The 26,306-nt window shown below is 74.2% G+C and carries 24 protein-coding genes and 1 pseudogene; 9 read left to right on the top strand and 16 right to left on the bottom strand.

Annotation, left to right across the window (positions count from 1 at the left end):
* Positions 1 to 292 precede the first annotated feature (292 nt).
* The gene (locus tag RV983_RS30505; RefSeq protein WP_475988919.1) at positions 293 to 1,792 is read left to right on the top strand and encodes a PP2C family protein-serine/threonine phosphatase; all 1,500 of its coding nucleotides are present in this window, start codon (positions 293 to 295) and stop codon (positions 1,790 to 1,792) included.
* Positions 1,793 to 2,005: 213 nt separating this feature from the next.
* On the opposite strand, the gene RV983_RS30500 is transcribed toward RV983_RS30505, so the two are convergent.
* Positions 2,006 to 3,478 (bottom strand): DNA-binding protein NsdB, encoded by a 1,473-nt coding sequence (locus tag RV983_RS30500; protein ID WP_475988918.1) that lies wholly within the window; start codon positions 3,476 to 3,478, stop codon positions 2,006 to 2,008.
* Between the two features lie 394 nt (positions 3,479 to 3,872).
* Here RV983_RS30500 and RV983_RS30495 point away from each other — a divergent pair, with 394 nt between their 5' ends.
* Positions 3,873 to 4,970: an aminoglycoside phosphotransferase family protein gene (locus RV983_RS30495; protein ID WP_475988917.1), complete on the top strand. Its 1,098-nt coding sequence runs from the start codon at positions 3,873 to 3,875 to the stop codon at positions 4,968 to 4,970.
* A gap of 269 nt (positions 4,971 to 5,239) precedes the next feature.
* A complete protein-coding gene (locus RV983_RS30490) occupies positions 5,240 to 7,255 on the top strand; it encodes an N-acetylmuramoyl-L-alanine amidase (RefSeq protein ID WP_475988916.1) in 2,016 nt (671 codons plus the stop codon).
* Here RV983_RS30490 and RV983_RS30485 read toward each other — a convergent pair.
* From RV983_RS30485 to RV983_RS30475, 3 genes are all read right to left on the bottom strand, one after another.
* Complete coding sequence (locus RV983_RS30485; RefSeq protein WP_475988915.1) at positions 7,218 to 7,718, bottom strand: hypothetical protein; 501 nt, start codon at positions 7,716 to 7,718, stop codon at positions 7,218 to 7,220. The genes RV983_RS30490 and RV983_RS30485 overlap by 38 nt on opposite strands.
* A 49-nt stretch (positions 7,719 to 7,767) precedes the next feature.
* On the bottom strand, positions 7,768 to 10,653 hold the full coding sequence (locus tag RV983_RS30480; protein WP_475988914.1) for an ATP-binding protein: 2,886 nt from the start codon (positions 10,651 to 10,653) through the stop codon (positions 7,768 to 7,770).
* 532 nt (positions 10,654 to 11,185) lie between these two features.
* A complete protein-coding gene (locus RV983_RS30475) occupies positions 11,186 to 11,425 on the bottom strand; it encodes a DUF397 domain-containing protein (protein ID WP_384275196.1) in 240 nt (79 codons plus the stop codon).
* 409 nt (positions 11,426 to 11,834) lie between these two features.
* Here RV983_RS30475 and RV983_RS30470 point away from each other — a divergent pair, with 409 nt between their 5' ends.
* The 5 genes from RV983_RS30470 to RV983_RS30450 all read left to right on the top strand — a co-directional run bounded on the left by RV983_RS30470 (position 11,835) and on the right by RV983_RS30450 (position 14,821).
* On the top strand, positions 11,835 to 12,356 hold the full coding sequence (locus tag RV983_RS30470) for an isochorismatase family protein (protein ID WP_475988913.1): 522 nt from the start codon (positions 11,835 to 11,837) through the stop codon (positions 12,354 to 12,356).
* Entirely contained in the window at positions 12,347 to 13,012 is a 666-nt protein-coding gene (locus tag RV983_RS30465; protein ID WP_475988912.1) for a phosphotransferase, read from the top strand. The genes RV983_RS30470 and RV983_RS30465 overlap by 10 nt, the downstream gene beginning before the upstream one ends.
* A 37-nt stretch (positions 13,013 to 13,049) precedes the next feature.
* A complete protein-coding gene (gene cpt / locus RV983_RS30460; protein WP_475988911.1) occupies positions 13,050 to 13,598 on the top strand; it encodes a chloramphenicol phosphotransferase CPT in 549 nt (182 codons plus the stop codon).
* A gap of 219 nt (positions 13,599 to 13,817) precedes the next feature.
* Entirely contained in the window at positions 13,818 to 14,393 is a 576-nt protein-coding gene (locus RV983_RS30455) for a cysteine dioxygenase (RefSeq protein ID WP_475988910.1), read from the top strand.
* Complete coding sequence (locus RV983_RS30450; RefSeq protein WP_475988909.1) at positions 14,390 to 14,821, top strand: rhodanese-like domain-containing protein; 432 nt, start codon at positions 14,390 to 14,392, stop codon at positions 14,819 to 14,821. Before RV983_RS30455 ends, RV983_RS30450 begins: the two co-directional genes overlap by 4 nt.
* Here RV983_RS30450 and RV983_RS30445 read toward each other — a convergent pair.
* The 4 genes from RV983_RS30445 to RV983_RS30430 all read right to left on the bottom strand — a co-directional run bounded on the left by RV983_RS30445 (position 14,787) and on the right by RV983_RS30430 (position 19,572).
* A complete protein-coding gene (locus tag RV983_RS30445; RefSeq protein WP_475988908.1) occupies positions 14,787 to 15,488 on the bottom strand; it encodes an alpha/beta fold hydrolase in 702 nt (233 codons plus the stop codon). The genes RV983_RS30450 and RV983_RS30445 overlap by 35 nt on opposite strands.
* A 30-nt stretch (positions 15,489 to 15,518) precedes the next feature.
* Complete coding sequence (locus tag RV983_RS30440) at positions 15,519 to 16,328, bottom strand: universal stress protein (RefSeq protein ID WP_475988907.1); 810 nt, start codon at positions 16,326 to 16,328, stop codon at positions 15,519 to 15,521.
* A gap of 368 nt (positions 16,329 to 16,696) precedes the next feature.
* Positions 16,697 to 18,601: a serine/threonine-protein kinase gene (locus RV983_RS30435; RefSeq protein WP_475988906.1), complete on the bottom strand. Its 1,905-nt coding sequence runs from the start codon at positions 18,599 to 18,601 to the stop codon at positions 16,697 to 16,699.
* 104 nt (positions 18,602 to 18,705) lie between these two features.
* Positions 18,706 to 19,572, bottom strand: coding sequence for an oxygenase MpaB family protein (locus RV983_RS30430; RefSeq protein WP_475988905.1), 867 nt, complete (start codon positions 19,570 to 19,572; stop codon positions 18,706 to 18,708).
* A 228-nt stretch (positions 19,573 to 19,800) separates the two neighbouring features.
* On the opposite strand from RV983_RS30430, the gene RV983_RS30425 reads away from it, so the two are divergent.
* Complete coding sequence (locus tag RV983_RS30425) at positions 19,801 to 20,109, top strand: thiamine pyrophosphate-binding protein (RefSeq protein WP_475988904.1); 309 nt, start codon at positions 19,801 to 19,803, stop codon at positions 20,107 to 20,109.
* A 185-nt stretch (positions 20,110 to 20,294) separates the two neighbouring features.
* Here the strand turns inward: RV983_RS30425 and RV983_RS30420 are convergent, their stop codons facing one another.
* From RV983_RS30420 to RV983_RS30385, 8 genes and pseudogenes are all read right to left on the bottom strand, one after another.
* Complete coding sequence (locus tag RV983_RS30420; protein ID WP_475988903.1) at positions 20,295 to 21,158, bottom strand: 5-oxoprolinase subunit C family protein; 864 nt, start codon at positions 21,156 to 21,158, stop codon at positions 20,295 to 20,297.
* The gene (locus RV983_RS30415; protein WP_475988902.1) at positions 21,155 to 21,787 is read right to left on the bottom strand and encodes a 5-oxoprolinase subunit B family protein; all 633 of its coding nucleotides are present in this window, start codon (positions 21,785 to 21,787) and stop codon (positions 21,155 to 21,157) included. Before RV983_RS30415 ends, RV983_RS30420 begins: the two co-directional genes overlap by 4 nt.
* A complete protein-coding gene (locus tag RV983_RS30410) occupies positions 21,784 to 22,548 on the bottom strand; it encodes a LamB/YcsF family protein (protein WP_475988901.1) in 765 nt (254 codons plus the stop codon). Before RV983_RS30410 ends, RV983_RS30415 begins: the two co-directional genes overlap by 4 nt.
* A 129-nt stretch (positions 22,549 to 22,677) precedes the next feature.
* A pseudogene (locus RV983_RS30405) lies at positions 22,678 to 22,770 on the bottom strand (D-glutamate cyclase family protein); the annotation flags it as partial.
* A 148-nt stretch (positions 22,771 to 22,918) separates the two neighbouring features.
* A complete protein-coding gene (locus tag RV983_RS30400; protein ID WP_475988900.1) occupies positions 22,919 to 23,584 on the bottom strand; it encodes a response regulator in 666 nt (221 codons plus the stop codon).
* Positions 23,577 to 24,686: a sensor histidine kinase gene (locus RV983_RS30395; protein ID WP_475988899.1), complete on the bottom strand. Its 1,110-nt coding sequence runs from the start codon at positions 24,684 to 24,686 to the stop codon at positions 23,577 to 23,579. Before RV983_RS30395 ends, RV983_RS30400 begins: the two co-directional genes overlap by 8 nt.
* A 125-nt stretch (positions 24,687 to 24,811) precedes the next feature.
* Positions 24,812 to 25,348, bottom strand: a complete 537-nt coding sequence (locus RV983_RS30390) for a hypothetical protein (protein WP_475988898.1) — start codon at positions 25,346 to 25,348, stop codon at positions 24,812 to 24,814.
* 69 nt (positions 25,349 to 25,417) lie between these two features.
* On the bottom strand, positions 25,418 to 26,287 hold the full coding sequence (locus RV983_RS30385; protein ID WP_475988897.1) for an alpha/beta fold hydrolase: 870 nt from the start codon (positions 26,285 to 26,287) through the stop codon (positions 25,418 to 25,420).
* Positions 26,288 to 26,306: the final 19 nt, after the last annotated feature.

Raw genomic sequence — 26,306 nt, 5'->3', positions numbered from 1 at the left:
ACTGCGAGGTATCTTCGCAGATCGTCCCGGGTTCAAACCCTTCACCCAGGGCCGGGGCGGCCCGCGGGGCCCCCGCGGTCGACGTGCCGCAGCTTACCCGGACCGGGCGATTCCGCGGAGGGTGAACACGTCCCGCGCCGCAAGGCTCCCGGCATATGCCGGGAGCACCACCGGATCGGGTATCGCCGAAACCCTTACAGGCCCTCACGCCGTGTGCAACAGTCGTGACCGGAGCATCCGTACGGCCCCAGTTCGGCCGGCGTCCGCATCGGAGACATGTTCGGAGAGCGTCATGCCGCCCCCTTTGCATGAGGATCGTGCCACCGCGAAACCGGAACCCGGTGCTGTGGACGCGCTCATCTCTCAGGCACGTCAGTTGCGCGGCAGGGTGGACGCGGTGCGCCGCGACGCTGCCGACGACATCGAGGACCCGCGGCAGCGCTGGCAGCGCGCGCTGTGCGACCTGGCCGTGCACCAGCTGGACGACCTGGGCGAGCACCTCGGCCAGCTCCGCGAGGGGCTCCCCGACTCCGACTCCGACACCGCTGCCGCCGCCGCCGAGGGAGCGCGGGACCGTGACGCCGCGGCCTTCGCGCCGCCCGGGTCCTTCCTCTCCGTCCCCGCTCCCGGCCGCGCCGCCGTGCGGGCCCTGGGGCGGGCCGGCAGCGCGGAGTGGGATCTGGTCACGGACGGTGTCGAGTGGTCCGAGGAGCTGTACCGCATCTTCGGGCGCCAACGGCACGACGGACCGCTGACCCTGGACGAGTTGCCCACGTTCCTGTTCGCCGAGGACCAGGCGGTCCTCAGCACGGCCGTCACCGGCTGCCTCGTGGACGCCCGGCCGATCGACTGCGAGTTCCGCATCGTCCGCCCGGACGGAGCGGTGCGCACCGTGCACATGGTGGGCGAGCCGGTGCTCGACGCCGCGGGCGCCACCGCCTCGATGTGGGCGGTACTCCGCGACGTCAGCGAACTGCGCCGCAGCCAGCGAACGCTGCGCGAGACCCGTGACTCGCTGCAGCGCGACCGGCAGATCGCGCAGACCGAGCACCGGCTGGCGGTTGAGCTGCAGGAGGCCGTGCTGCCGCCGTGGCGGGGCTCCCTGCGGTTCCCGCAGGACGGCGGCCCGCCGGCGGTCGACCTGGCCGCGCACTATCTGCCCTCCGCGACCAGCGCCCTCATCGGCGGCGACTGGTACGACGCGCTGCAACTGCCCAACGGCTCGGCGCTGCTGACCGTGGGCGATCTCACCGGGCACGGGGTGTCCGCCACTTCCGGTATGGCTATGCTGCTCGGCGCGCTGCGCGGCATGGCCGTGGCCGGGCTGGAGCCCGGCCCACTGATGGGGTGGCTCAACCAGATGCTCGACAGTTCCGCACAGCCCGCCCTGGGCAGCGCGCTGTGCTGCCGCTACGACCCCGCCGACCGGAGCCTGGTGTGGTCGCAGGCCGGCCACCCCGCCCCGTTGCTCTTCCGCGACGGGGCAGGGCGGCAGTTGGAGGCGCCGGAGGGCGTGCTGCTCGGCGCCACCGCCGGCGCGCAGTACGGCCAGGCGAGCCTGCGGATGTTGCCCGGCGATCTGCTGGTGCTGCACACCGACGGGCTGACGCCGCGCCGCCCGGGTCGCGGGTCGGCCGCTGACGCCCCTGCCGGGGTGCGCCGGTTGCTGGAGCTCGGCCCGAGGTTCGCCCGGGCCCGTACTCCTCAGGAGTGTGTGCGGATCGTGGTGGAGGAACTCGGCGCCCCCGAGCGCGAGGACGACGCCTGCGTGCTCATCGCCAAGTTCCACTGACCGACGCGGCCACGCGGGCGTCCGGTGGGGACGTTCACGGGACCTGGTCACCGCCTCCTCAGGTGCGGTGCCTCATGTTCGCCACTGCCTCCTACGCTCGCGTCCGATCCGAAGGGGTGTCCGGAACGCTCGGGAGAGCCGGCTCGTTCGGCGTCGAGTCGGCTGGACCCGGTTCGGGGCACCCGGTCGGACGCTGCGGGCGGCACGGTCGGATCAGACGGCGGTGCCACGGCGCTTCGCGGCGGGCAGTGAGTTCTCGATCTCCTCGCGCAGGTCCTGGATCTTGGTGAAGTCGGCGTAGCGCGCCGTGAGCCGGTACATCTCCCGCAGCCGGTCCCACGTGCGCACCGAGGAGTTCTGCTGGATGCTGAGCAGCGCGAGTCGCGCGTAGCGGTCTGCCTGCTCCGGGTCGTCGGCGATGAACAAGGCCGAGGCGAGCGAGATGTAGTCGAAGATGTTGGAGCGCTCACGGCCCTTGCCGCGCAACTCCAGTGCCCGTCCGGCGTGCATCTGCGCCTGCCGCGCCGCGAGCGGCTCGTGCTCGGCGAGGGTGCGGAACGCCAGCGCCTGCATGCCGTGCAGGTCGGCCTCGTCGAACATCTGCATCCAGCTGGGTGGCGGGACGTCGCCCCGGTCGGAGGCGAAGAGGTCCTCCGCCTCTCCGAGCGTGCGGCGCATCGCCTGGCCCCGGCCCATGGAGGCCTGTGCCCAGGCCTCGATGGTGCACAGCATGGCGCGGGTGCGGGGCAGGGTCTGCTCCCCCGAGCCCGACTGCGCCAGCTTCATCAGGTCCAGCGCGTCGTCGGGACGGCCCAGGTGCACCATCTGCCGGGCGGCACGGGACAGCGCCTCGCCGGCCCGCGGCCGGTCGCCCCCCTCGCGGGCGGCGTGCGCCGCGATCACGAAGTACTTCTGGGCGGTGGGCTCCAGGCCCACGTCGTGCGACATCCACCCGGCCAGTACCGCCAGGTTGGCGGCCACGCCCCACAAGCGGCGTGTGAGGTGCGTGGGGTGTTCGTAGGCGAGCATGCCGCCCACCTCGTTGAGCTGGCCCACGACCGCTTTGCGCTGCAGCCCGCCGCCGCGGGCCGCGTCCCAGGCGCGGAACACCTCGACCGAGCGCTCCAGCGCCTCGATCTCCTGGGAGCCGATGGGGGCCGCCTCGTACCGGTCGTAGGAGGCGGCGTCGGCGGTGAAGGGGTCACCGGTGGTCCGCGGCCCGGCGGTGAGCGCCGGATCGGTGTGGAGCCAGTCGTGCATGGCGTTGCTGATTGCGGAGCCCGCGGCGAGCGCGGCGCCCGCGCCCACCAGACCGCGTCGGTTGAGCATGAGGTCCATTCCCGTGAATTCGGTGAGGACCGCGGCTGTTCGCTCCGGTGGCCAGGGCAGTCCGTCGGCGCTGACGGACTCCTTCTTCCCCGTAAGCCGATGCCGGCCGAACCCGAGATCCTCGATGGTTACGACACGGCCGAGGCGCTCGGTGAACAGTGCGGCCAGCACGCTCGGGACGGGTTCGCGCGGGGATTCCCCGGTGTCGATCCAACGGCGCACGCGCGACGTGTCGGTCGCCAGCTGCGGGTGACCCATGGCCGCCGCCTGCCGGTTGACCAACCGCGCGAGCTCCCCTTTGGACCATCCGGTGAGTGCGAACAGGTCCGCGAGCCGTGTGTTGGCTTCCTTGTCCATTCAAGCCCCCAGGTTCCTCGGCACTCTTGACACTAATGGCCGGTCACAGCCGCCGCGAGCATTCGCCAGGGTTCGCCAGGGTTCGCCAGATGGTCTGCCACCCGCAATCAGTGGTCAAGTAAGAACGCGCCACCCGGCCCGGCAACAGTCGGCTCGCGAACGGTCGCAATCGAGCATCTTTCGAAAAACGCCGATCAGCGTTGAACACCTTGAGATGCCGGTGCGTACTTGTCCGCGAGGGGCGCACGGCGCGTGGAGGGAACGGACCTCCGGCCCGGAACCGCATTCCCCAGGATGCGGGACCGGACCCGGTTCGGATCCGGCTCCGCTCCACGCGCCGGCCCGCCACCTCGTCAGGAGCTCGTTGGCACACGAAGGGATCTGTCTCCCCCTCATGTATTCAGCATCGTCCTCCGTGTCCGCACCGCCCCGGCCGACTCAGCTCCCGGGGTTCCCCGGGACAGGGACCGCCGTACGTCCGCGACCCGTGCTTCCCGCCCCTCGACGGGGCGCCCCGGGCGGTGTCTCCCATCCGCTCAGCGGGAGGCTCGACTTGACCGGCCCACAGGGCGCGCAGCTGCGCTCGGCCATTGCCTCTGTGCAGCGCATCGCCCCTGAGTTCACCCCCGTCCAGATGCTGCGCCGCAGCAGCCGCTCGGTGCTGCTCGTCGGCACCTCCGGGCGGGCACCGGCCGTCGCCAAGTGCCTGCTCGACCACTCCCCCGGCTGGGTGGAGCGGTACCGGCACGAGATCGCCGCGTACCGGGCGTTCGTGCGGCACCGTCCGCCGGTCCGGGTGCCGCGGCTGATCGCCGCCGATCCCGAGAGCTGCACGCTGGTCCTGGAGCGCATGCCCGGACGCGTCGCAGCCCTCCAGCGACACCCCTCCGAAGCCCCTCCGCGCGCCGACGTGCGGATGGCGCTCGGGGCGATCTCCCGCCTCAACATGTGGCGGCCGCCGGCCGGCGTCTTCGACGCCCCCGTCGACTACGCGGCCCGGCTGTCCCGCTACCACGAGCTGGGTCTGCTCACCGACCGCGACATGGGCGACCTGCAGAAGATGCTGCACGGCCTGGCCCACGTCCAGGGGCAGTTCAACCACGGCGACGCGCTGCTCTCGAACGTCCTGCTCTCCCCGGTCGGCCCGGTGCTGGTCGACTGGGAGCACGCCGGCTGGTACCTGCCCGGCTACGACCTCGCGGTGCTGTGGATGATACTGGGCGACGACCCGATGACCCGGCGTCAGATCAGCCAGATGGCGCAGGCCGCGGGACCGATCACGCGTGACGCCTTTCTGGTGAATCTGATGCTGGTGATCACCCGGGAGATCCGCACCTACGAGACCGCCATGCAGCGCACCATGCGCAGCACCGTCCCGGCCGGCCCGGGCGCGTCGGAGGCCGGTGAGGAGCAGCGGCTGCTGCTGCGCCGGCTGCACGACGACGCGGGGCTCGCCCGACGGGCCGTACGGGCCGCCGTCGGCACGAGGTGATCCGCGGGTCGGTCAGGGGCCGTTTCGCCGCCGCCCGGTCGCCGCGTGCCGCCGTGCGAGGGGGCACGCGGCCCGTCAGCCGGGACCGAACGGGCGACAGCGGCCCCGTCCTCTGACGCACCGCGGGCCACGGCGCCCGTGTCAGGAAGAACGTCGACACGGGCGCTGACATGCACAAACGCGCTACCCCTCCGATAGTTGACGGATGATCGGACGCGGGATACCTCTGTGGTTCCCGATCGGCCCCGTGCGTCACACAGGAGGCTGCAGTGCGAGGAGTCACCCCCCACCCCGCGAGACGCCGGCATCGGAGGGCCGTCACCACGGCCACGGCGAGCGTCGCTGTGGGCGCCTTGTTGTCGGCGCTCTCGCCCGCCCCCGCCGCAGAGGCGACGCCGTCCGATCCCCGGGCCCCGCTGCAACACGCCTTCGCGGCGGCGGCCGAGCGTTACCACGTGCCCGAGAGTGTGCTGCTGGGCGTCTCCTACCTGGAGTCGCGCTGGGACACCCATCGCGGGCTGCCCAGCGTCACCGCCGGCTACGGGCCCATGCACCTGACCGACGCCCGCACCGCGCTCGCCGGCTTCCCCCAGCGAGGTGACGGCGGGGAGGACCCGCGCGGCGACGAGCAACGACCGCTCGAGGACGTCGGGCCTGCGGCCCGGGCGACGCGTTCGCTGCCCGCGACGCTGACCACGCTCGACCGCGCCGCCCGGCTCACCGGCCTGCGCGCCGCCGATCTGCGCGGGCGCGCCGCGGCCAACGTCGAGGGCGGCGCGGCCCTGCTCGCGCAGGCGCAGAAGTCCCTGGGCGTGCCGCTGAGTTCGAACCCCGCCCAGTGGTACGGCGCGGTCGCCCGCTACTCGGGCGCCGATGACATCGAGACCGCGGCGTCCTTCGCCGACGACGTCTTCCAGGTGATCCGGGACGGCGCCCGGCGCACGACCGACGACGGCCAGAACGTGGCCCTGGAGGCACACCCAGGGCTGGCCCCGGCCCATGCCCAGGTCCAGACACTGGGACTGCACGACGTCGGCCGGGACGGGACCGAGTGCCCGCGGACGGTGGCGTGCGAGTGGCTGCCCGCGCCCTATGCGGAGTACGGCGACAAGAACTACGGCAACCACGACCTCGCCGACCGGCCCCACGACCAGTCGATCGACTACATCGTGGTGCACGACACCGAGGCCACCTGGGACACCTCCCTCCAGCTGGTGCGGAAGCCCGACTACCTGGCCTGGCACTACACGATCCGCTCGGCGGACGGCCACATCGACCAGCATGTGCGGACCAAGGACGTCGGCTGGCACGCCGGCAACTGGTACGTCAACGCCACGTCGATCGGCGTCGAGCACGAGGGCTTCCTGACCGACCCGGGCACCTGGTACACCGAGGCGATGTACCGGGCGTCGGCGCGCCTCGTGCGCTATCTCGCGCGGCGGTACGACATTCCGCTCGACCGGCAGCACATCCTCGGGCACGACAACGTCCCGGGGACCACGTCGGCCTACGTCGCCGGCATGCACACCGACCCCGGGCCCTACTGGGACTGGGCGCACTACTTCCGGCTGATCGGCGCGCCCTTCCACGCCACCGCGGGCCCCGCGGGCGGCCTGGTGACGATCGCCCCCGACTACGACGGCAACCGAGCCGTCTACACCGGATGCGCGGCCGCGGGCGACACGTGCCCCGTCCGCGGCTCCGAGGCCGTCCGGCTGTACACCGAGCCGCGCGAGGACGCTCCTCTGGTGAAGGACATCGGCCTGCACCCGACCGGCGATTCGACGACGGGGGTCAACGACACGGGCGCCCGGGCGTCCACCGGGCAGCAGTACGCCGTCGCCGAGCGCCGGGGCGACTGGACGGCGATCTGGTACCTCGGGCAGGAGGCGTGGTTCCTCGACCCGCGCACCGAGCCGACCGCGCTCTACGGACGCGGCTGGGTGGTCACCCCGAAGGACGGGCGGACCGACGTGCCGGTGTACGGACGTGCCTACCCGGAGGCGGCCGCCTACCCGGCCGGGGTGCCGGTCCAGCCGGACTCACCGCTGCCGTACAAGCTGCCCGCGGGCCAGCGGTACGTGGTCGGGCAGGTGGCGCGCAGCGCGTACTTCCGGGCGGTCACCTTCGACGCCTCGCGGCATGTGGTGGTGCGGGGCCGACAGGTCTACTACGAGATCCAGTTCGGCCACCGGGTGGCCTATGTGAAGGCCGAGGACGTGACCGTGCTGCCGTCCGAGGCCGGGTTCATCCCTGCTGGAACATTTCCGCCGGCAGGGGCTTGAGCAACTGGTAGAGGTCGTCGGTGATCGGCCGGTCCCATGTGGCGATGGTGACCAGCACACCGTCGCTGCGGTCGAATTGGGTGCAGGACACACGCCCCTCGGAGAGCTTGATCCTGCGGACGATCAGCAGATTGTCGCCGTGCATGACCGGGGTGTCCTCGGTACCGACGACCTCGACCGGCTCCTCGTTGCCGAGCGCGTCGAGCAGCTGGGCGACCTCGAAGGGGGGCTGGCCCTCCTCGAGGTCGCGGGCCGGCGAGCCCTCGGGGAGGTTGCCGATCAGCATGGCGGGACCGCGGCCGCCGAACAGGTCGTAGCGCAGGAAGATGCCCTGGCAGCTGCCGTCCTCCCCGGGCAGCAGCCCGGCGCCCAGTTCCCCCGGCCAGTCGCCCGGGTCCATGGCCAGGACGTCGAATTCCGGCCCTGTGGGCGTTGCGGCACTGCGGCGGCGGAGGAACGACATGGGGCCATCGTACGGTCCCCGGGCCGCGTACGTGCCCGGGGCCGCAGTCCTACACCGACAGGGCCCGCGACAGGCCCGCCCGGTCGGTGCCGATCTTGCGGTAGACGGCGGAGAGCAGGCGGGTGACGGTGTCGGTGTCGACGTCGAGGGCCGCCGCGACACCGTCCTCGTCCATGCCCTGGGCGGCGTGGGCGGCGGCCGCCCGTTCCTGGGCGGTCAGGGTGTCGGTCTCCGTGGCGCGCAGCCGGCGCGGTCGCAGTCCGGCGGCGGCCAGTTCGTCGCGGGCGCGCTCGGCGAGGGCGTCGGCGCCGCAGTGGACGGCCGTCTCCAGCCCGCGGTAAAGCTGCTCCGCCGCTTCCTGGAGGTGGGCCTCCCGGCGCAGGGCGGTGCCGTGGTCGACCAGGGCCCTGGCCAGTTCGTAGCCCGCGGGCGAACGCTCCAGATGGCTGACGGCCTCTTGCAGAAGCTTGATCCGTTCGGGCTCGGGGGCCACCTCGGCGGCCACCCGCAGCGCCTGGCCGATGGCGGAGGCGGTGCCGTACTGGCGGGCGCGGTCGACGGCCTTTGCGGCGGTGGCGCGGGCCCGGTCGGGGGTGTCGTGGGCCTCGGCGACGGCGAGGTGGAGCTGCCACGGGCTCCACGCGGGATTGCGCATGCCGCGTGGGTCGAGGCGCCTGCCGACCGTACCGAGCTGGGTGATGGCGTCCTTGACCAGGCCGCGGGCGAGCAGCAGCTCGCCGTACACGGTCTGGGCGTCGGGGAAGGTCACGGCCGCCGGGAACGGCTCGCCGAACTCGTACTCCTCCGCGAGGGCGGTGGCCTCCGTCACCCGGCCGCGGGCCACCAGGATGGTGATGAGAATGGCGACGGTGTACCAGAGCACGGGGGTGCCCCGGCCGACGCGGTCGGCCAGGCGCAGGCCGTCGCGGGCGAAGTCCTCGGCCTCGGCGAGGCGGCCGCGGCGGTAGCGGACGTAGCCGAGCAGCGAGTAGCCGAAGGCGAGGTGGGCGCCGCGCCAGCCCTGGCGCTCGTAGTCGCCGATCCCGATGGCGAACAGTTCCTCCGCCCGGCCCGGGCGGTCGGCGTACATGTAGGTCATCGCGACGAGGACGGGGACCTCGAATCCGAAGTCCTCGCTGGCCCAGGGAAGGATGCCGGTCAGCGCGCGGTCGGAGTGGGCCAGGGCGGTCTCGGCGGGCTCGCCGCGCAGGGTGGCGTCCCACGCGCGCAGGCCGATGATGTACCGCTCGGTGAGATCGCGGCCGGTGAGCCGGTCGGCGAGGCGGGCCAGCCGGCGGGAACGGGCGGGCGAGTCCTGCTCGTCGCTGCGGAAGGCGTCCCACATGAACTGCTCTTCCTGCATCCGCAGGCGGGAGCGGGCGTTGCCCGCCGTACGGGCGGCCTGTCCCACGGTGTCGGCGGCCTCGCCCAGCCGGTCGGAGTGGGCGAGGGCCTGGGAGAGCCGGTAGATGATCGCGGCGCGCAGCCCGGCGTCGGCGATGGGCTCCTCCAGTGCCGCGCGGAGGTGGTTGACGGTGGTGGCGGGCTCGCTCAGCAGTGAGGAGCAGCCGAGTTCGAAGAGGACCGCGGCCCGGTCGTCGTAGGCGGGGGGCTCCCGCAGAGCGCGGGCCAGGTAGCGGCGGGCGGCGTCCGGGGCGCCGGCGCGCGTGGTGTCGCGGGCGGCCTGGCGGAGCTGCGCGACGACCCAGGGGTCGCCCTCGGGGTGGGTCTCCAGCAGGTGCCGTGCGGCGACGGAGGGCCCGAGGCCGGCGTCGACGACCGACCAGGCGGCCTGTCCGTGCAGGGCGACGCGGATCGCGTCCGGGATCGCCCGGTAGACGGCGGTGGCGATCAGCGGGTGGACGAACTCCAGGATGTCGCTGCCGGTGAGTATGCGGGCCTTGCGCAGCCGGTCCGCCGCGTCGGCGGCCTCCTCGCCGCCGAGGCCCGCCACGCTGGCGGCGATCGCCGGGGAGATGGACGTGCCCAGGACGGCGGCGGCCCAGGCCATGCGCACGGTGGAGGCACCGAGCCGCTCCAGCCGGGCGATGAGTCCGCTGCCCTTGGCGGCGGCGGCCAGGTCGCGCAGCAGGTGCGCGCTGGACTCCTCCGGGTTCAGCCGCCGGTCGACGACCTTGGCGGTGAGTTCGACGGCCTCGAAGGGGTTGCCGGCGGTGACGGCCCAGCACTCGCGGCAGAAGGCGTCGTCGGCGTGGTCGCCGACGGTGGCCCGCACCAACTGCCCGATGGCCGCGGCGCTCAACGGCTCCAGACCGAGCGGGCGGCTGCCGGAGCGGTCGGGCAGACCCCGGAACGCCTCGGCGGTGGCGGGGAGTTCGTCGGGCCGGTAGGCGACGACGACGAGCATCGGCAGTTCCTCGGCGCGGGGCGCGAAGGAGGCCAGCCAGCGCAGGGATTCGGGGTCGGCCCAGTGGGCGTCGTCGAGGACGAGGACCACCGGGGCGCGCCGCACGGCGATGTGGGTGAGGACCCAGTCGAGTCCGTCGCCGATGCCCTGGGGGTCCGGGGTCGCGCCGCCCTCGGCGGTGCACAGGCCGAGCGCGGGGCCGATGATGCTGTACCAACTGCCCAGCGTGTTGCGGAGTTCCGCCTCACCGGCGCCGGCGAGCTGGGGCTGCAGCAACTGACGGGCGACGTGGAAGGCGACGCCCTGCTCCTGGTCGCCGCCCCGCGCGAAGAGCACGGTGCAGCCGAGTGCGGAGGCCCGGCGGCGGGTCTCGGTGAGCAGGGTCGTCTTGCCGAGTCCGGCCGGGGCGGCGACGGCGAGCAGCCCGCCGCGGCGCGGGCCCGCGTGCTGCGGGGACCCGTCGTCGGCCCTGATGCCGGTGAGTTCGGCCAGTGCCTCGTCGACGGCAACCAGTTCCGCTTCGCGTTCCAGCAGTGGCCGCCGGGACTTCGGCGTGCGCTGTGTCATGTGTGCACCCCCTGGCCCAAATGGCCTTGACCCGGCGCGCGCCGGAGCGCGCCGCAGACGTCCGGACGCCTGTCCGGTGACGTCTCAGCGTACGCCCACGGAGACGCTGGGTGAGGGGATACATGTGAACTGATGTCCACTGTTCACAAACGTTCACGCCGTGATCGACTTCGTTCGGCAACGTTCGGCATCGTACGGAGGGCCGGCTTCGGCGATCCGTCGGAGCGGGCGCACAGGCGGGATACGCCACGCCGCACTCAAGGATGCTCCATAACGGCGGCAGTTCAGGCGGAACGCGACGTTGTGAGCGTACCGATGATGTGACGGTCCGTCAAGAATGATCGGGGCTCGGGCCGTCCGGGCCGGCGGCGCGCCGGCCCGGACGTTGGCACACACTCGGGTTCCCGGGAACTGCCGCTGACGGCCGCTCGGGCCATGGGGACCGGCGTTCGGCCAGGGCTCCGGAGGACCCTGGGGGCGGACGGCCGCGGTACGCGCGCCGTATTCACCCGGATGACGCGGGAGCGGCCCGCTACGTCAGGTCGAACTCGCCGTCGCGGGCGCCGAGAACGAAGGCGCGCCACTCCGCGGGCGTGAAGACCAGGGAGGGCCCCTCGGGGTTGCGGCCGTCCCTCATTGCGATGTAGCCCTCGACGAAGGCGATCTGGACATCGCCCGTTCCCTGGCTGCTCGACTGCCACTCGGCGTTCACCAGATCCAGCTGCGGCTTCGTTCCGCCCGCCAACGGCGATCCGATCGTGCTCTCGGCCACGTCCGTGCTCCTCCCGACTGCGTCGTCCGGGCCAGCCTAGCGAGGGTGCCCGGGCCCGGACAGGTCATGGGAGAACCTGCCCGGCCCCGGTACGGGTTCATGCCCGCGTCACCCTCCGGGGTGGCCGGATCCGACCAGTCACGCGCAAAAGAAGCGCGATCCGCCGCCATATGCGTGACCCGGGGTCCGTCCCACTCGTGCACGTGGTGCTCCCCGGCCCCGCCGTGCACCAGGCGGGCGAGACGCCCCGCTCGCGCGGAGGGGCATACGGCTCGTCGGCGCGGCCGGCGACCGGGTGAGCGAGGGCGGGGCTGGGGCTGCGGGCCCGCGACCACGGAATATGTGCCTCCGGCCGCCGATTTCCGCTTCCCCGGGGCATGCCCGGGCGCGGGTGCCTAGGGTGTGCCCCATGACGCGTCTCGACCCGCAGCGCACGGCACTTGTCGTGATCGACCTGATGGACCGCATCGTGGGGCTGCCGTTGGCCCCGCACTCCGGGCAGGAGGTCGTCGCCGCGTCCTCCGCGCTGGCCGCGGCGTTCCGCAAGGCGGGGGCCCCGGTCTTCCTCGTGCGGGTCGAGCGCCCGGGCGTCGACGAGCAGCCGCCCGGCAGCGACCTGGTCGCCGGCCTCGCCGAGGAGGGCGACACCGTGGTGGTCAAGCGGTCGGTCGGCGCCTTCCACCGCACCGGCCTGGACGATCTGCTGCGCGGACAGGGCATCGACACCTTGGTGCTGTGCGGCGTCGCGACCAACATGGGCGTGGAGTCCACCGCGCGGGCCGCCGCCGACCACGACTACGAACTCCACTTCGCCGAGGACGCGATGGCCGCCCTGACCGCCGAGGAGCACAGCGCCGCCGTCGCCCAGGACCTCCCGCGCTTCGGCAAGGTCGCCACGGCCGCCGGGCTCGCCGCCGCGCTGTGGAACTGATCGGCCGGGGCCGGGACGCGGACGTCTTCGCCCTGGACGGTTCCCGCGTGCTGCGCCGCTACCGGGACGGCGGCCCCGCCCGGGAGGAGGCCCGCCTCATGGCCTACCTCGCCACGCAGGGGTGCCCCGTGCCGCGCGTGCACGACGTGACGGACACCGACATGGTCATGGACCGGCTCACCGGCCCCACCATGGCGCAGGATCTCGGGCGCCGCCCCTGGCGTGCGTACGCGCACGGGCGCGCGCTGGGCCGTCTGCAGGCCGCACTGCACCGCGTCCCCGCCCCCGGCTGGCTGCCGCCGCGCTTCCCCACCGGCCGCGAGGGCGGCGACCGCGTGCTCCACCTCGACCTGCACCCCGAGAACGTGGTCCTCACCCCCGGCGGACCGGTGCTCATCGACTGGCGTACCGCCGCGGCCGGCGATCCGGCCGCCGACGCCGCGCTGACCGTGGCTGTACTGCGCGGGGTCGTGCTCGGCCCGACGCAGCGCGCCGGGGTCCGGGTCCTCCTGCGCGGATTCCTCGAGGACTGCGCCGTGGATCCGGCCCCGCGCATGGCCGAGGCGGTCGCCGCCAGGCTCGCCGATCCCAACCTGCGGCCGGAGGAGGCGGAACGGCTGCGCCGGCTCTCCCGCAGGGCGCCGGGCGGCAATTGAGTCGCCCCGCGCGGCGGCGGACACCTAGCCTGGCACCATGGCCCCCCGCGTGATCGTGCTCAACGGCGGTTCCAGCTCCGGCAAGTCCGGCATCGCGCGGTGCCTCCAGGCGCTGCTTCTCCCGGACATCTGGCTCACCTTCGGCGTCGACACCCTGATCGGCGGAATGCCGGCGGCGCTGCGCGCCTCGGACTCGGGACTCGGCATCGCCTTCGGCGCGGACGGCGAGATCACGGTCGGACCGGGGTTCCGGGCCCTGGACGAGGCTTGGGCGCGGGGCATCGGGGAGATGGCACGCGCGGGGGCCCGGGTGATCGTGGACGAGGTGTTCCTCGGCGGCGCGGCATCGCAGGACCGCTGGCGGCGGGCCCTGGACGGGCTGCACGTCCTGTGGGTCGGGGTGCGCTGCACCGCCGAGGTGGCCCAGGGACGCGAGACCGCGCGCGGCGACCGCGTGCCGGGAATGGCGGTCGCGCAGGCCGGCCCGGTGCACCGCGGAGTGATCTACGACCTCGAAGTGGACACGACACAAACGGAGTCCATCGACTGCGCGCGGACCATCGCCGGTCGTGTCTCGCCCCTGTGACGAGTACGGCCGGGGGGCGACGCGGGAGGCCTCCTGTGGTTTCATGGGCTCATGCGCACGAACATCTGGAACCTGGGGCCGCTGTGGCCCGGTCGTCGTGCGCATCACTTCGACCAGAGCTGTCGCCGGGGCTGACGTCCGCCTCGTCCATACCGGCCCCCACGACGCCACCCCGTCGTCTCCGGGGCGCCGGGCGATCATTGCTCTGGAGCGAATCCCATGGCCCTGCACGACAGGGCGGGCGGTCCCACCCCGCTCGTCCTCCCCCAGTTGCGCGCCCTTGTGCGCGGCTACGCGGAAGCCGTCGAGGACGGCACGCACCAGCCCGTCCACCTGGCGGAGGGCCGCTGGTACACGCGACTGCACCAAGACCCCTACGTCGACGTCTGGCTGATCACCTGGCCGCGCGACACCTCCACCGAACTCCACGACCACGCGGGGTCGCTCGGGGCGCTCACCGTGGTCAGCGGCGTCCTGACCGAGCACCGCTGGACGTACGACCGCGAGGGGCACGGCCGGATCACCGGCCGCGAGCTGGCGGCCGGACGCGGCGCGGGCTTCCCTCTCGGGCATGTGCACGACGTCGTCAACTCCTCCGCCGCACCCGCGGTGAGCGTGCACGCCTACTCGCCGCCGCTGACGGCGATGGCCTACTACGCGGTCGACGACACCGGCTCGCTGCGCCGTACGCGTACGGTGCTGACCGACGCGCCGGAACCGGCCGCCGTGCCGGCCCCGCCCGCGCCGCCCCCGCCCGCGCCCGCGCCCGCAGTCCTCCGGGAGGTCGCCCGATGACCGGATCCGCCGAAGCCCCCGTCCCGTCCGGCATCGACCGGATGCTCGCCCGCGCCAGGGACCGCCTGCGCAGGATCGGCCCCCAGGAGGCGGCGGCCGAACTCGCGGCCGGCGAGGCGCTGCTCGTCGACATCCGGCCGGCCGCGCAGCGGGCCCGGGAGGGCGAGTTCACCGGGGCGCTGGTCATCGAGCGCAATGTGCTGGAGTGGCGGCTCGACCCGCTCAGTGACGCACGCATCCCCGAGGCGACCGGGCACGAGGTGCGCTGGATCGTGGCCTGCTCCGAGGGCTACACCTCCAGCCTCGCGGCCGCTTCCCTCCACGACATCGGGCTGCCGCGCGCCACCGACCTCGAAGGCGGCTTCCAGGCCTGGCGGGCCGCGGGACTGCCGGTCACGGGCGGCGAGGACCCGGCAGGAACGAGCTGACCTCGGCAAGGAAGCGTTCCGGGTCGGCCTCGTGGACCAGGTGCCCGGCTCCGGTCGCCGCCAGGAGCGCGCCGGGAATGCGTGCGGCGATCCGCCCGATCCCGTCCTGGGAGACGTGGCTGGCCGGGCCGCCGGCGATCACGAGTGTGGGGCAGGTGATGCCGCCCAGCAGGTCCCACCAGGCGGGATCGGGCGCGTTGATCCACCGGTTGACGGCCGCGACGACCCGCCAGTCGAAGGTCTCCCCGCCCTCCGGCCCGGTGGGCACGGCCCGCGGCGGCACCGCCGGGTCCGGCGGCACGGGCTCCTCCAGGACGAGCGCGGTCAGCCGCTCCGGCCGGGCGGCGGCCAGCAGATAGGCCACCACCGCGCCCATGGAGTGCCCGGCCAGGGTCACCTGTCCGGGGCCGAGCGCGTCCAGGAGGCCCGCGACGTCGTCGCGCATGGCCTCGAAGGCGTACTCCCCCGGCCAATCGCTCGCGCCGTGCCCGCGCAGATCGGGCGCGTACACCCGGTACGTCCGCGCCAGCGCGGGGACGACCGGCGCCCAGTCCGCGCCGTCCGACCCGCGCCCGTGCAGCAGGACCAAGGGCGGGGCGCCGGGATCGCCCCAGGTGCGATAGGCCAGCCGGATCCCGTTCACGTGTGCCGTACGAAGATCGTCCACGCGCCCGACGCTACCCCGGGCCCGCGGGCGTCATTCGTACGGGACCAGGGCCACCGGGCAGAGCGCGTGGTGCAGCACGGCGTGCGCGGTCGGCCCGAGGCAGGCGGGCTGGTGGCTGCGGCGGCCGATGACCAGCAGGCTCGCACCGGCGGCGGCGTCGACGAGCGCCTGCGCGGCGTTGCCCGCGACGACCTCCGACGTGATCTCCACACCCGGCGCCTTCTCCCGCCAGGGGTCCAGCGCGGCCGCGACGGCGTGCTTCTCGCCCGCCCCGATCTCCGCGCCGCAGGCCGGGTCCATCGCCGCGGGGGCGTACCGGTACATCGGCGGGTACGACCAGGTGTGGACCGCCCGCAGCGGCGTGCCGCCGCGCTGCGCGGCCTCCACGGCGAAGGCGGTCACATCGGCGGCGCCCTGCCGCAGGGCCAGGCCCAGCGCGACCGGCCGGGGGTCCCGTACCTCGGGCGCGCCGCCGTCACGGACGACCACGACGGGGCGCGTCGCCCGGGCCAGTGTGGCCTGGCCGACCGAACCGACGAGGTAGCCGGACAGCCCGCTCAGTCCCTGCGAGCCGAGCGCCAGCAGTTCGCTGCGCCCGGCCTCCGCCACCAGCAGCTCCACCGGCGGGGCGTCCGCCACGTCCGTGGTCACCGCCAGCCCGGGATGGGTGACCGTCAGCTCCTCCGCCGCCTCGCGCAGCATCCCGTCCCCGTAGGGATGGCCGCCCGCGTGCACCACCCGCAGCGGCACGTTCCGCCGCACCGCCTCGCACGCCGCCCAGCGCACCGCCGCACGGCTCTCCGGCGACCTGTCCAGGCCCACGGTCACGGGTCGGATCATCGGACGCGCCTCCCTCCACCCACCCCCACAGTAGGCGCCCCCGCCCCGCGGGGCGCCCTGGCGACCCCCCGATCAGGTCACCCGCGGGCTCCCCGACCGGCGGCGAGGCGATCGCGGCCACGCCGCGCCTCGTGTGCTGCCAGCACTCCGCCGCGCCTGCCGCGCCACCGTACGCACCGTCCGCGGGGGACTCGCCCGCCCCCTGGGGCGCCCGTGTCCGTCGGCACGGGGCCGCGAGACGGCGTTCGCGCACCGGGCGTCGCCGCTCCCCCGGCTGCGCTGCCCGCATCTCCCATGACGAGGACAGCACCCGATGTCGCCCGAGCCGGGACCGCCGCATGCACTCGGGCCGGCGTCCTGACGTTCCGTCAGCCGCTCTGGGCGGCCGTGGCACCGGCCGCAGAACGGGCGGGGCGCCCGAGGCGCTCCCGGCACTGCTCCTCGTCGGCGCGGCTGGCCTGCGTGTCGGGGTGGCGCACGCCCAGGGCGCGTTCGCGCGCCGTCGCCACCTCGCCGTGCAGGGCCAGGGCCTCGTCCCACCGCCCGAGCCAGCCGAGGGCGACGGCGGCCTCGCGGCGGCTGACGAGCGTGTCCCGGTGGTCGCCGCCCAGCACGCGGGCGCGGGCCTCCGCGACCGCGCGGGCCTCGGTCAGCGCGTCCTGCCAGCGCCCGAGACGGCCCAGGTTGACGCCGAGGCCGTGCCGGGCGCGGAGGGTCTCGGGGTGGTCGGGGCCGCTGACCCGGGCGCGGATCTCCGCCAGGTCGGCGTACAGCGCGCACGCCTCGGCGTACATGCCCATCCGGCCGAGGCAGGCGCCCAGTTCGTGCCGCGCGGCCAGGGTCTCGGGATGCTCAGGGCCGAACGCGCGGGCACGCTTGGCGGCGATCCGGTCGTACTCCAGGCGGGCCTCGGACCAACGGCCCAGCAGGTCGAGCAGATGCGCCGTCTCGCCGCAGGTGGTGAGCGTGTCGGGGTGGTCAGGGCCCAGCACGCGGGCGCGGGAGGCCGCCACCTCGGCCGCCAGCGTGTGGGCGTCGGCGGTACGGCCCAGGCGGCCCAGTGTCACGGCGAGGTTGTGCCGGCAGTGCAGGGTGTCGGGGTGGTCGGTGCCCTGCCGGCGCTCGCGGGCGGCCAGCACGGTGGCGTACGCGGCGTGCGCCTCGGTGTGGCGGCCCAGCCTGCCGAGGGTGTACGCCGCCTCCTGGAGCGCGGCCAGTGTGTCGGGGTGGTCAGGGCCGAGGCTGCCGGCGCGCGCGGCGGCGACGTCCTCGTAGGTGCGCAGCGCCTCGGCGGCGCTCGCCGGCGGCCGGGCCTCCGCGACCCGCAGGCCGGGCGGGCCCGGCTGCAGCCCGGCCCGCCGCGCCCACGGCGGCAGGTCCTTCCATGCCTCCGGTGCGGGGGCGGGAGCGTCCCGCAGCGGTGCCAGGCGCCCCACGACGTCGGCCGCGCTCTGCGGACGGTGCGCGGGCTCCTTGGCGAGCAGGTCGAGGATGAGCCGGTCCAGCCCGGCGGGGAGGTCGCCGCGGTGCTCACGCGGCGGCACGGGCGGGGTGTCGCGGTGGCCGACGAGCACGGCCCAGGCGTCGTCGAAGTCGAACGGCGGGATGCCGGTCGCCAGTTCGTAGAGCACGCAGCCGAGCGAGTACAGATCGCTGCGGTGGTCGATCGACTCGTCGGCGCCGATCTGCTCCGGCGACATGTAGTGCGGGGTGCCCATGGCGACGCCGGTCCCGGTCAGCCGGGAGGTGAAGCCGATGTCGTGGCCGAGGCGCGCGATGCCGAAGTCGCAGATCTTGACGACGCCGTCGGTGAGCCGCACGACGTTCGCCGGCTTCAGGTCGCGGTGCACGATGCCCCGGGCGTGCGTGTACGCGAGGGCGTCGGCGATCTGCGCGGCGATGTCGGTGATGTCCCGTACGGGCAGCGGCTCGCCGCCGTTGTCCTCCAGCAGCCGGCGCAGGTCCCGCCCCTCCAGCAGCTCCATGACGAGGAAGAGCACGCCCTCGTGCTCGCCGAAGTCGTGCACGACGGTGATCCCGCGGTGCGGCAGCGCCGCGGCGACCCGCGCCTCACGGCGGAACCGCTCCTGGAGGATCCGGCCCACCGACGGGTCCATCGTCGGGCTGAGCTGCTTCAGGCACTTGACGGCGACCTCCCGCCCCAGCGCCTCGTCCTCTGCCCGCCAGACCTCGCCCATGCCGCCCCGGCCGATGCGTTCCAGCAGCCGGTACCGTCCCTGCAGCAAGGTGTCGCCCTCGTGTACCGCCTTCATGCCGCGCGCCGCCCCCGTTGTTCCCCGACTCTCCCCTCCCCCAGTATGGCCGCGCGGGCAGCCGATGGGCATATCGACGACGGGCGTATCGACGGCGGGCCCGGTCAGATCCCGGCGCGCGCCCGCTCACGCAGCCGGTACGCCGACGGATGCGTCCCGGGGCCCAGCCGGCCCACCGCCTTCAGGATGTGGCCGGGCGGCAACTGCCAGCGCAGATACGACGGGACCGCCCGCAGCAGGTGCCCCGTGGCGCGCAGCCGCCGCAGCGTCACGGGCACCGACGGCGCGGGCCGTCCGTACAGCTCGTGGGCGAAGGGCGGCAGCGCGGCGTACGCCAGGGCGGCCGCCTGCCCCCACAGGGCCTCGCGCACCGGCAGCAGCGCCGTCGGGACGGGAGGTCTGCGCAGGAAGGCGTACACCTCCAGGGCCTCGGGTGTGAGGGCCAGTTCGGGCCGGATCTTCTCGAAGTACGCCGACAGCTCCGCGGTGTCGGCCGGGACGCCCGCCGGGTCCAGGCCCACCAGGCGTGCCGCCTCGCGCTGTTCATCGACGTAGGCGTCGGCCTGTGCGTCGCTCAGCTGGTAGCCGGAGCCGCGGGCGACGGACAGATAGGAGTCGATCTCCGCGCAGTGCACCCACAGCAGCAGTGCCGGCTCGTCGACCCCGAACCGGGCGCCGCTGTCCGGGTCCCGCGCGCTGAGCCTGCGGTGGATGCCGCGCACACGCGCGCCGGCCCGCTCGGCCTGCAGGGTCGTCCCGTAGGTGATGGTGCCGACGAAGTCCGCCGTCCGCAGCAGCCGGCCCCAGGCGTCCTCGCGGAAGTCCGAGTTCTGCGTGACCCCCCGTACGGCCCGGGGGTGCAGGGCCTGGAGATACAACGCCCTGACTCCGGCGACCCACATCATGGGGTCCCCGTGCATCTGCCAGGTGACCGATGCGGGCCCGAAGAGCCCGGGGTCCGTGTCGCGCATGGCGCTCTCCCCCTTCCGGATGGGCCCCAGCATAGGACCGCGCCGTGCGATCGGTGCGCTCCCGCACCGGACCGCGCGCGCCGTCGCCCCGAGCGGGGTTTGTCCTTTGCGTCACGAGGGATCGGCTCTCCGTGACGTACCGCTTGTCCGGCTGCTCGCGGTGCCTTCGCACCACCTGACCCGCGCCGCTCCCGGGGGATGCGGCGCAAGAAGGAAAGAGACCTCCCCATGCCCAGCACGGTGATCGAGCACGTCCCCGGCGACTACGCGTTCCCGGTCAACGACGCCATCGCCCAGCATCCGGACATCCGGCGGATCGGCAGCCGCGACGAGCTCGACGCCGCCTACAGCGCCGACGGGTACGCCCGGATCCACGGCGTCGGAGCGGTCTGCACCACGTACGGGGTCGGCGAGCTCAGCGCCATCAACGGCATCGCCGGCGCCTACGCCGAGCACCTCCCGCTGTTCGCCCGATCGTCCACCACACTCCGGGCCACGGCGAGTTGGCCGCTACGGGCTGCTGCGTCGAGGTCATGACCGGCACCTACGCCGCACCGCCCCCGGCCCACCAGCTCCACGACAACCTCGGGACGCTCTACTCCGCGTGAACCGCGTGAACCGCGCCGGCTGAGCGCCCTCCCGCGGACGCCGGGGCCCAGGAGGCGGGAGTCTGTCCCCCTCCTGGGCCTTCGGCGTACGGCGGTCCCTCGCCGTCCCCTCAGTCAGCGTACGAGGGTGAACCGCACGGGCAGACCGGGTGCGGCCTGGGCCGCGGCGGCCAGGTGACGTCCGGGGACGACGCCGATCACGGGATAGCCCCCGGTGGTCGGGGAGTCGGCGAGGAAGAGCACCGGTTTGCCGTCCGGGGGCACCTGGACCGCGCCGACGACCATGCCCTCACTGGGCAGTTCGCGCTCGACGGCCCGCTCCAGCGCGGGACCGGTCATCCGCAGCGCGATGCGGTTGCTCCGCGGGGAGACGGCGTAGTGGCCCGCGGTGAGCGTGCGCAGCGCGGCGGGGGTGAACCAGTCGTCGCGCGGGCCGAGGAGGACCGGCAGCACCAGCTCCCCCGGCGGGCCCTGCCAGGGCGGCAGATCGGTGTGGACGGGCGGCCCGGCCGGCTCGCCGAGCGGCAGTACGTCGCCGTCCTCGAGCGGCGCGGGGCCGAGTCCGGACAGCAGGTCGGCGGAGCGGCTGCCCAGCACCTCGGGCACGGCGACACCCCCGGCGACGGCGAGGTAGCTGCGCACGCCGCTCGCGGCGGGGCCGATGTCCAGCACCGCGCCCGCCGGGACGAGCACCGGCTCGGCCCACGCCGCCGGGCGGCCGTCCACGCGGACGGCCGCGGGGGCCCCGGTGACCACGGCCGTGAGGGCGCGGCCGGCCCGGACGGCGACCCCGGTGAGGGTGGTCTCCAGGGTGGCCGCTCCGGCGGGGTTGCCGGCCAGCCGGTTGGCCAGCCGGTGCGCGGGCGCGTCCAGGGCCCCGGAGCGGGCGACGCCGAGCGCGGCGTGCCCGTACCGCCCCAGGTCCTGCACGGTGGTGAGGGCCCCGGCGCGCACGACGAGGAGGGTGCCGTGGCTCACGCGTGCCCCTCCTCGTCCCGTACCGGCGTGAAACGCACCCGCGTCCCCGGTACGAGCAGGGCCGCAGGCTCCCGGCCGAGGTCCCACAGCCGGACGTCCGTCGTGCCGATCACCTGCCAGCCGCCGGGTGAGGCCCGCGGGTAGATGCCGGTGTAGTGGCCCGCGAGCGCGACGGAACCGGCGGGGACGGCGGTACGGGGCTCGGCGCGCCGGGGGACGACACGGCGCTCGTCCATGCCCGTCATGTAGGCGAAGCCGGGCGCGAACCCGCAGAAGGCGACGCGGTGTTCGGTGGCCGCGTGCAGGCGCACGACCTCGTCCCGCGACACCCCCCACGCCTCGGCGACCACGCCGAGGTCCGCGCCGTCGTACCGGACGGGGACGTCCACCAGGGGGCCGCTGTCCGCCGGCAGGGGCGGCACCGACCAGTCCCGCAACGCGGCGCGCACGGCGGGGAGATCGGGGACGCCGGCCAGCAGTACGGTGCGGTCCCCCGGCACGATCTCGCGGACGGGCGCGAGGGCGCCCTCGCCGCGGCGGCGCAGGAGTTCGGCGTGCCAGGCCTGGGCCTGCTCGGAGGAGTCGAGGTCGAGCAGGAGCGCGTCCTCGCCGACCGGGAGGAGCCTCATGCGAAGGCCTCCAGCCCGAGGCCGGCCTCGCCGAGTGCGGCGCGGACCTGGCGGGCGAGTCCGACGGCCCCGGGGGTGTCCCCGTGCAGGCACAGGGACCGGGCGCGGACCGTGACGGTCTCGCCGGTGATCGCCGTGACCTGGCCGTCGCGGGCCAGGGCGACGGCCTGCCGGACGACGTGCGCGGGGTCGGTGAGGACCGCGCCGGGCGTGCGGCGCGGTACGAGGGTGCCCTCCGCCGTATAGGCGCGGTCGGCGAAGGCCTCCGCGACCGTGGGCAGCCCGAGTTCCGCCGCCGCCTGATGCAGGGCGGACCCCGGAAGGCACAGCACGGGGAGCGCGGGGGCGGCGAGCCGGGTGCCCCGGGCGACCGCGAGGGCCTGCCCGGCGTCGGCGACCACGCGGTTGTAGAGCGCGCCGTGCGGTTTGACGTACGCGACGCCCGTGCCCGCGGCGCGCGCGAACACCTCCAGCGCGCCGATCTGGTAGCTGATCTCGTCGGCCAGTTCCTCCGGCGGCACCTCCATCGCCCGGCGCCCGAATCCGGCGAGGTCCCGGTAGGAGACCTGGGCGCCGATCCGGACACCGGCGGCCGCGGCGCGGTCGCACACGCGGCGCATGATGGACGGGTCGCCCGCGTGGAATCCGCAGGCGACGTTGGCGCTGGTCACCACGGAGAGCAGGGCCTCGTCGTCGGTCAGGGACCAGCGTCCGAAGCCCTCGCCGAGGTCCGCGTTGAGGTCGATCACGGTGGATGTCATGGGTGGTGCCGTTCTCCTCGCAACGGTGCGGGCGCCGTCTCACGCGACCCGCTGGTCGATGTCCCGTACATCGGTGATGAACATGTACCCCGGCGCGTGGGTGATGGCGAACGGCGGGCGCGAGACCATCGACGCGGCCTGCGGCGTGACGCCGCAGGCTCAGAGGACGGGCACGTCGCCGGGCTCGGCACTCACGGGGTCGCCGTGGTCGGGGCGGTCCAGGTCGGCGATGCCCGGGACGGCCGGGTTGCCGAGGTGGACGGGCCGACGTGGACGCCGGGCATCCGCTCCGTTGGGCCGTCCCGGGCATCGCGTCTGCTCGGCCGTGACGCTGGAGCGCTGGAGCGCTGAGGCACCGGAGCCGCTGAGGTCAGGCCAGGCCCGCCGAGATGGCGCGGCGCACGGCGTCGGCCCGGTCCCGGATCCCCGCCTTGGCGAAGAGGTTGTTGATGTGGGTCTTGACCGTGGCCTCGCTGATGAACAGCTGCTCCGCGATGGCCCGGTTCGGCAGGCCCTGACCGATGAGGGTGAGTACCTCGCGCTCACGGGGTGTGATGTCCCCGGGCAGCGGCTGCGCCGACTCCGGCGGCTTGGTCCGCGCCGTGGCGAGCAGCCGGTTCTGGACCTCGCGGTCGAGCACGGACTGCCCGGCGGCGGCCGCCCCGATCGCGCGGACGATGTCCTGCCGCCCGGCGTTCTTGGTCAGATAGCCCCGGGCCCCGGCGCTCAGCGCGGCCAGGATCGAGTCGTCGTCGGCGAGGGTGGTCAGCACGACCACGGCCACCTGCGGGTACTCCTCGGTGAGCCGGCGGGTCGTCTCGGTCCCGTCCATCACGGGCATGCGCAGGTCCATCAGCACCACGTCGACCGGCCCTGCGGCGACAGCGGTCAGCACCTCGGCCCCGTTCGCCGCGGCCGCGACGACGTCGATGTCCTCGGACAGGGCGAGCACGGCCGCGAGCGGCTCGCGGACGGCGGCCTGGTCGTCGGCGACGACCACTCTCAACGGCCTGCGGTTACCGGTCTGCTCACTCATCGGGGATCACTGCCTCCACCTGCCAGCCGCCCTGGTCCGGTCCCTCGGTGATCGGGCCCGCGGTGATGGTTCCGCCCAGCAGGGCGACGCGTTCCCGCATCCCGATCAGTCCCATCCCGCTCCCGGGACCCGGGGTCACCGTACGGGTCGCGGGACGATTGCGGATGCTCAGCGCGGTCGCGGACGCAGCGAACGTCAGCTCCACACGGACCTCGCCGCCGGGAGCGTGCCGGGCGGCGTTGGTGAGGGCCTCCTGGGCGATCCGCAGCAGATTCTGCGCCACCGGGGCCGGTACCTCCCGGACGGTGCCGGTGATGCGGAGGGCGTCGCGCCGGCCGGACGATTCGAGCATCGCGGTCAGGCTCCCGACCAGCGGCAGGGCGTCCTCGCGCAGCGCGTGCACGGTCCACTGCGCCTGCTGCAGGCTGTCCTTGACCATGCTGTGCGCCTTGGCCGTGGCCGCGCGGACCTTGTTCAGATCCCCGGTGTCGAGCAGCGCGTCGGCCAGTTCCAGCTGCATGTTGATGCCCGCCAGCGAGTGCGCCAGCACGTCGTGCACGTCCCGGGCGATCCGGCTGCGCTCGGTCAGCACGGCGGCCTGCGCCTCGGCCCTGGCGGCGCGTTCCGCGAACTCGGCCGCCGAGAGCGCGGACCGCACGGCCTGGTGGTGGCTGCGGTTGAGTATCCCCGCCAGAACCGGGGCGCCTGTGGCGAGCCCGACGGCCCAGGGCAGTACGTCATGGCCCTGCCCGACGCGGTAGTACAGGACACCGCCGCACAGCAGACTGCAGACGAGCGCGAGGCCCAGAGCCCACTTGGTCTCCAGCCGGTATCCGAGGTGACCGCTGATGAAGAAGGCGAAGAGGTAGGTCGTTCCGCCGTCACCGGCACCGATCAGTGCGGCCGCCGCGACGACGCCGAGCGTGAACCAGGGCAGGACGGCCCGCCGGGGCATCCTCGTCTCGGGCACGATCCGGATCAGCAGCGCCGCGCAGTTGACCACGAAGAGGGCGAGCACCACCAGACCGCGGCCGCCGAAGCCCATGGGCCGGATGGTCAGCGCTCCCGCGACGACGACCGCGGCCGGGATGACCCATTGCACCCGAGGGTCCCGCCCGGGAACCGGCCGCGAGCCGCCCCCCGAGGACGGGGCCGGCCCCGGCGGCGGGGGCGTGGCTGCGGGCATGGCCCGACCATAGCCCACCGGCGTTCCGGATGAGCTCGCCGTCACACGACGTGGTCGAGCGCGGGCGTGACCGGCACGGTCTGCCGGATGCGGCTCACCATCCGGCTCCGGACGAAGATCGTGGCCAGCCGAGTCACCACCTCGGTGAGTGCCATGAGGACGAAGGCCGCGACCCATGCCTGACTGCTGGTGATGTGGTGGGCCATGCTGAACCGGGCGACGTCGTCAGCGCCGCCGCCGTGCTCCACCCACATCTGGAAGCCCATCCGCGCGCCCATGCCGAACACCCACAGGACCGCCGCGACCGCGCCGGCCTTGACCAGGATGTGCTCACCGGAGGCCCGGACCCGGGTGTACACGCCGCCGGCGACACCCAGCGCGGCGCCCACGCCCATCAGGGCGCCGATCAGGACCAGGTCGTTGCCCGCGGTGGGGATCGAGTCGAGATACGTGTGGGCCACGTAGGCCACGATCCCGAGCGGAAGGAGGTACGACAGGGGGCGCAGACGGTCTTCCCGCAGTTGCCGGAAGACAACGAGGATGAGAGCGATGTCGGTGATCCACTCGGTTGCTGTCATGCCCCCAAGCGTGCTGCGGCAGGGCCCGCGGCACCTGGACCCAGAGGTGGAAGCGAGGGTGGAGATCGGCTAGGACTCCCCCTCCACCGCCCGGCGGATGGCCGCCGCGAGGGGCCCCGGATACTCCACCGGCGCGAAGTGGCCCACCCCGTCGACGAGTTCGAGAGTGACGTCGGCGAAGAACTCCTCCAGCCGGTCGGACCACTCGCGGGGGAAGAGCGGGTCGAACTCGGGCCAGAGCACCGTGGTCGGCACGGCGATCCGCTCGCCTGCCGGAGGCGCTGCCTCCGCGAGCGCGTTCGCCACCGGTCCCGCGCCCGCCCGGTACCAGGCGAGGGACGCGGCGAAGGAGCCCGGCGGACCGTAGGAGCCGACCAGCCGGTGCAGCCGCCCCTCGTCGGGTGCGAAGGACGGCCCGGACCAGTGCGTCCAGAAGTGCCGCAGGTAGGTGCGCACCGCCACCGGGTCCCCGTCGATCAGCTCCTCCGAGAGCGGCAGCCGGTGGAACCACTGGTACCAGAACTCCCGCTGCGCGCCCGGGTCGAGGATGCGCCGCCCGGTGCCCGGCAGCGGCGGGGCGACGACGAGCGCGCGCACCTCGTCGGGATGGTCGCGAGCCACGGTCTGCGCGACGCGGCTGCCGATGTCGTAGCCGGCCAGCACCGGCCGCTCCAGCCCGAGTTCGCGGACCAGTCCGAGGACGCTGCGCGCCTGGGCGGCCGTGCCGTACTGCTCCGCGGGCTCGGCGGCGTGCTTGTCCGAGCCGCCGAAACCCCGCAGGTCGGGGACGATCACATCGCAGGAGCCCACCAGCAGGGGGACCAGATCGTGGTAGTCGCTGCGGTCGCCCGGCCACCCGTGCAGGAGCACGACCGGCGCGCCCGCACCCCAGCGGTCGTAGGCGAGCCGGAATCCGTCCACCGGTGCGCTGTGGGGCATGCCTGACCTCCCGGGCCGA

It is taken from the genome of Streptomyces sp. RLA123, assembly GCF_056270165.1.
Note: the sequence above shows the minus strand (reverse complement) of the source record. Positions and strands in the feature narration are given on the sequence as shown.

Coding starts and splice junctions, on each gene's coding strand:
- RV983_RS30435 (WP_475988906.1), bottom strand. CDS start 18,601: ATGAAGGCGGTACACGAGGGCGACACCTTGCTGCAGGGACGGTACCGG.
- RV983_RS30440 (WP_475988907.1), bottom strand. CDS start 16,328: ATGATCCGACCCGTGACCGTGGGCCTGGACAGGTCGCCGGAGAGCCGT.
- RV983_RS30425 (WP_475988904.1), top strand. CDS start 19,801: ATGCCCAGCACGGTGATCGAGCACGTCCCCGGCGACTACGCGTTCCCG.
- RV983_RS30455 (WP_475988910.1), top strand. CDS start 13,818: ATGGCCCTGCACGACAGGGCGGGCGGTCCCACCCCGCTCGTCCTCCCC.
- RV983_RS30410 (WP_475988901.1), bottom strand. CDS start 22,548: ATGACATCCACCGTGATCGACCTCAACGCGGACCTCGGCGAGGGCTTC.
- RV983_RS30500 (WP_475988918.1), bottom strand. CDS start 3,478: ATGGACAAGGAAGCCAACACACGGCTCGCGGACCTGTTCGCACTCACC.
- RV983_RS30400 (WP_475988900.1), bottom strand. CDS start 23,584: ATGAGTGAGCAGACCGGTAACCGCAGGCCGTTGAGAGTGGTCGTCGCC.
- RV983_RS30480 (WP_475988914.1), bottom strand. CDS start 10,653: ATGACACAGCGCACGCCGAAGTCCCGGCGGCCACTGCTGGAACGCGAA.
- RV983_RS30470 (WP_475988913.1), top strand. CDS start 11,835: ATGACGCGTCTCGACCCGCAGCGCACGGCACTTGTCGTGATCGACCTG.
- RV983_RS30385 (WP_475988897.1), bottom strand. CDS start 26,287: ATGCCCCACAGCGCACCGGTGGACGGATTCCGGCTCGCCTACGACCGC.
- RV983_RS30485 (WP_475988915.1), bottom strand. CDS start 7,718: ATGTCGTTCCTCCGCCGCCGCAGTGCCGCAACGCCCACAGGGCCGGAA.
- RV983_RS30495 (WP_475988917.1), top strand. CDS start 3,873: ATGTATTCAGCATCGTCCTCCGTGTCCGCACCGCCCCGGCCGACTCAG.
- cpt (WP_475988911.1), top strand. CDS start 13,050: ATGGCCCCCCGCGTGATCGTGCTCAACGGCGGTTCCAGCTCCGGCAAG.
- RV983_RS30390 (WP_475988898.1), bottom strand. CDS start 25,348: ATGACAGCAACCGAGTGGATCACCGACATCGCTCTCATCCTCGTTGTC.
- RV983_RS30430 (WP_475988905.1), bottom strand. CDS start 19,572: ATGCGCGACACGGACCCCGGGCTCTTCGGGCCCGCATCGGTCACCTGG.
- RV983_RS30505 (WP_475988919.1), top strand. CDS start 293: ATGCCGCCCCCTTTGCATGAGGATCGTGCCACCGCGAAACCGGAACCC.
- RV983_RS30450 (WP_475988909.1), top strand. CDS start 14,390: ATGACCGGATCCGCCGAAGCCCCCGTCCCGTCCGGCATCGACCGGATG.
- RV983_RS30415 (WP_475988902.1), bottom strand. CDS start 21,787: ATGAGGCTCCTCCCGGTCGGCGAGGACGCGCTCCTGCTCGACCTCGAC.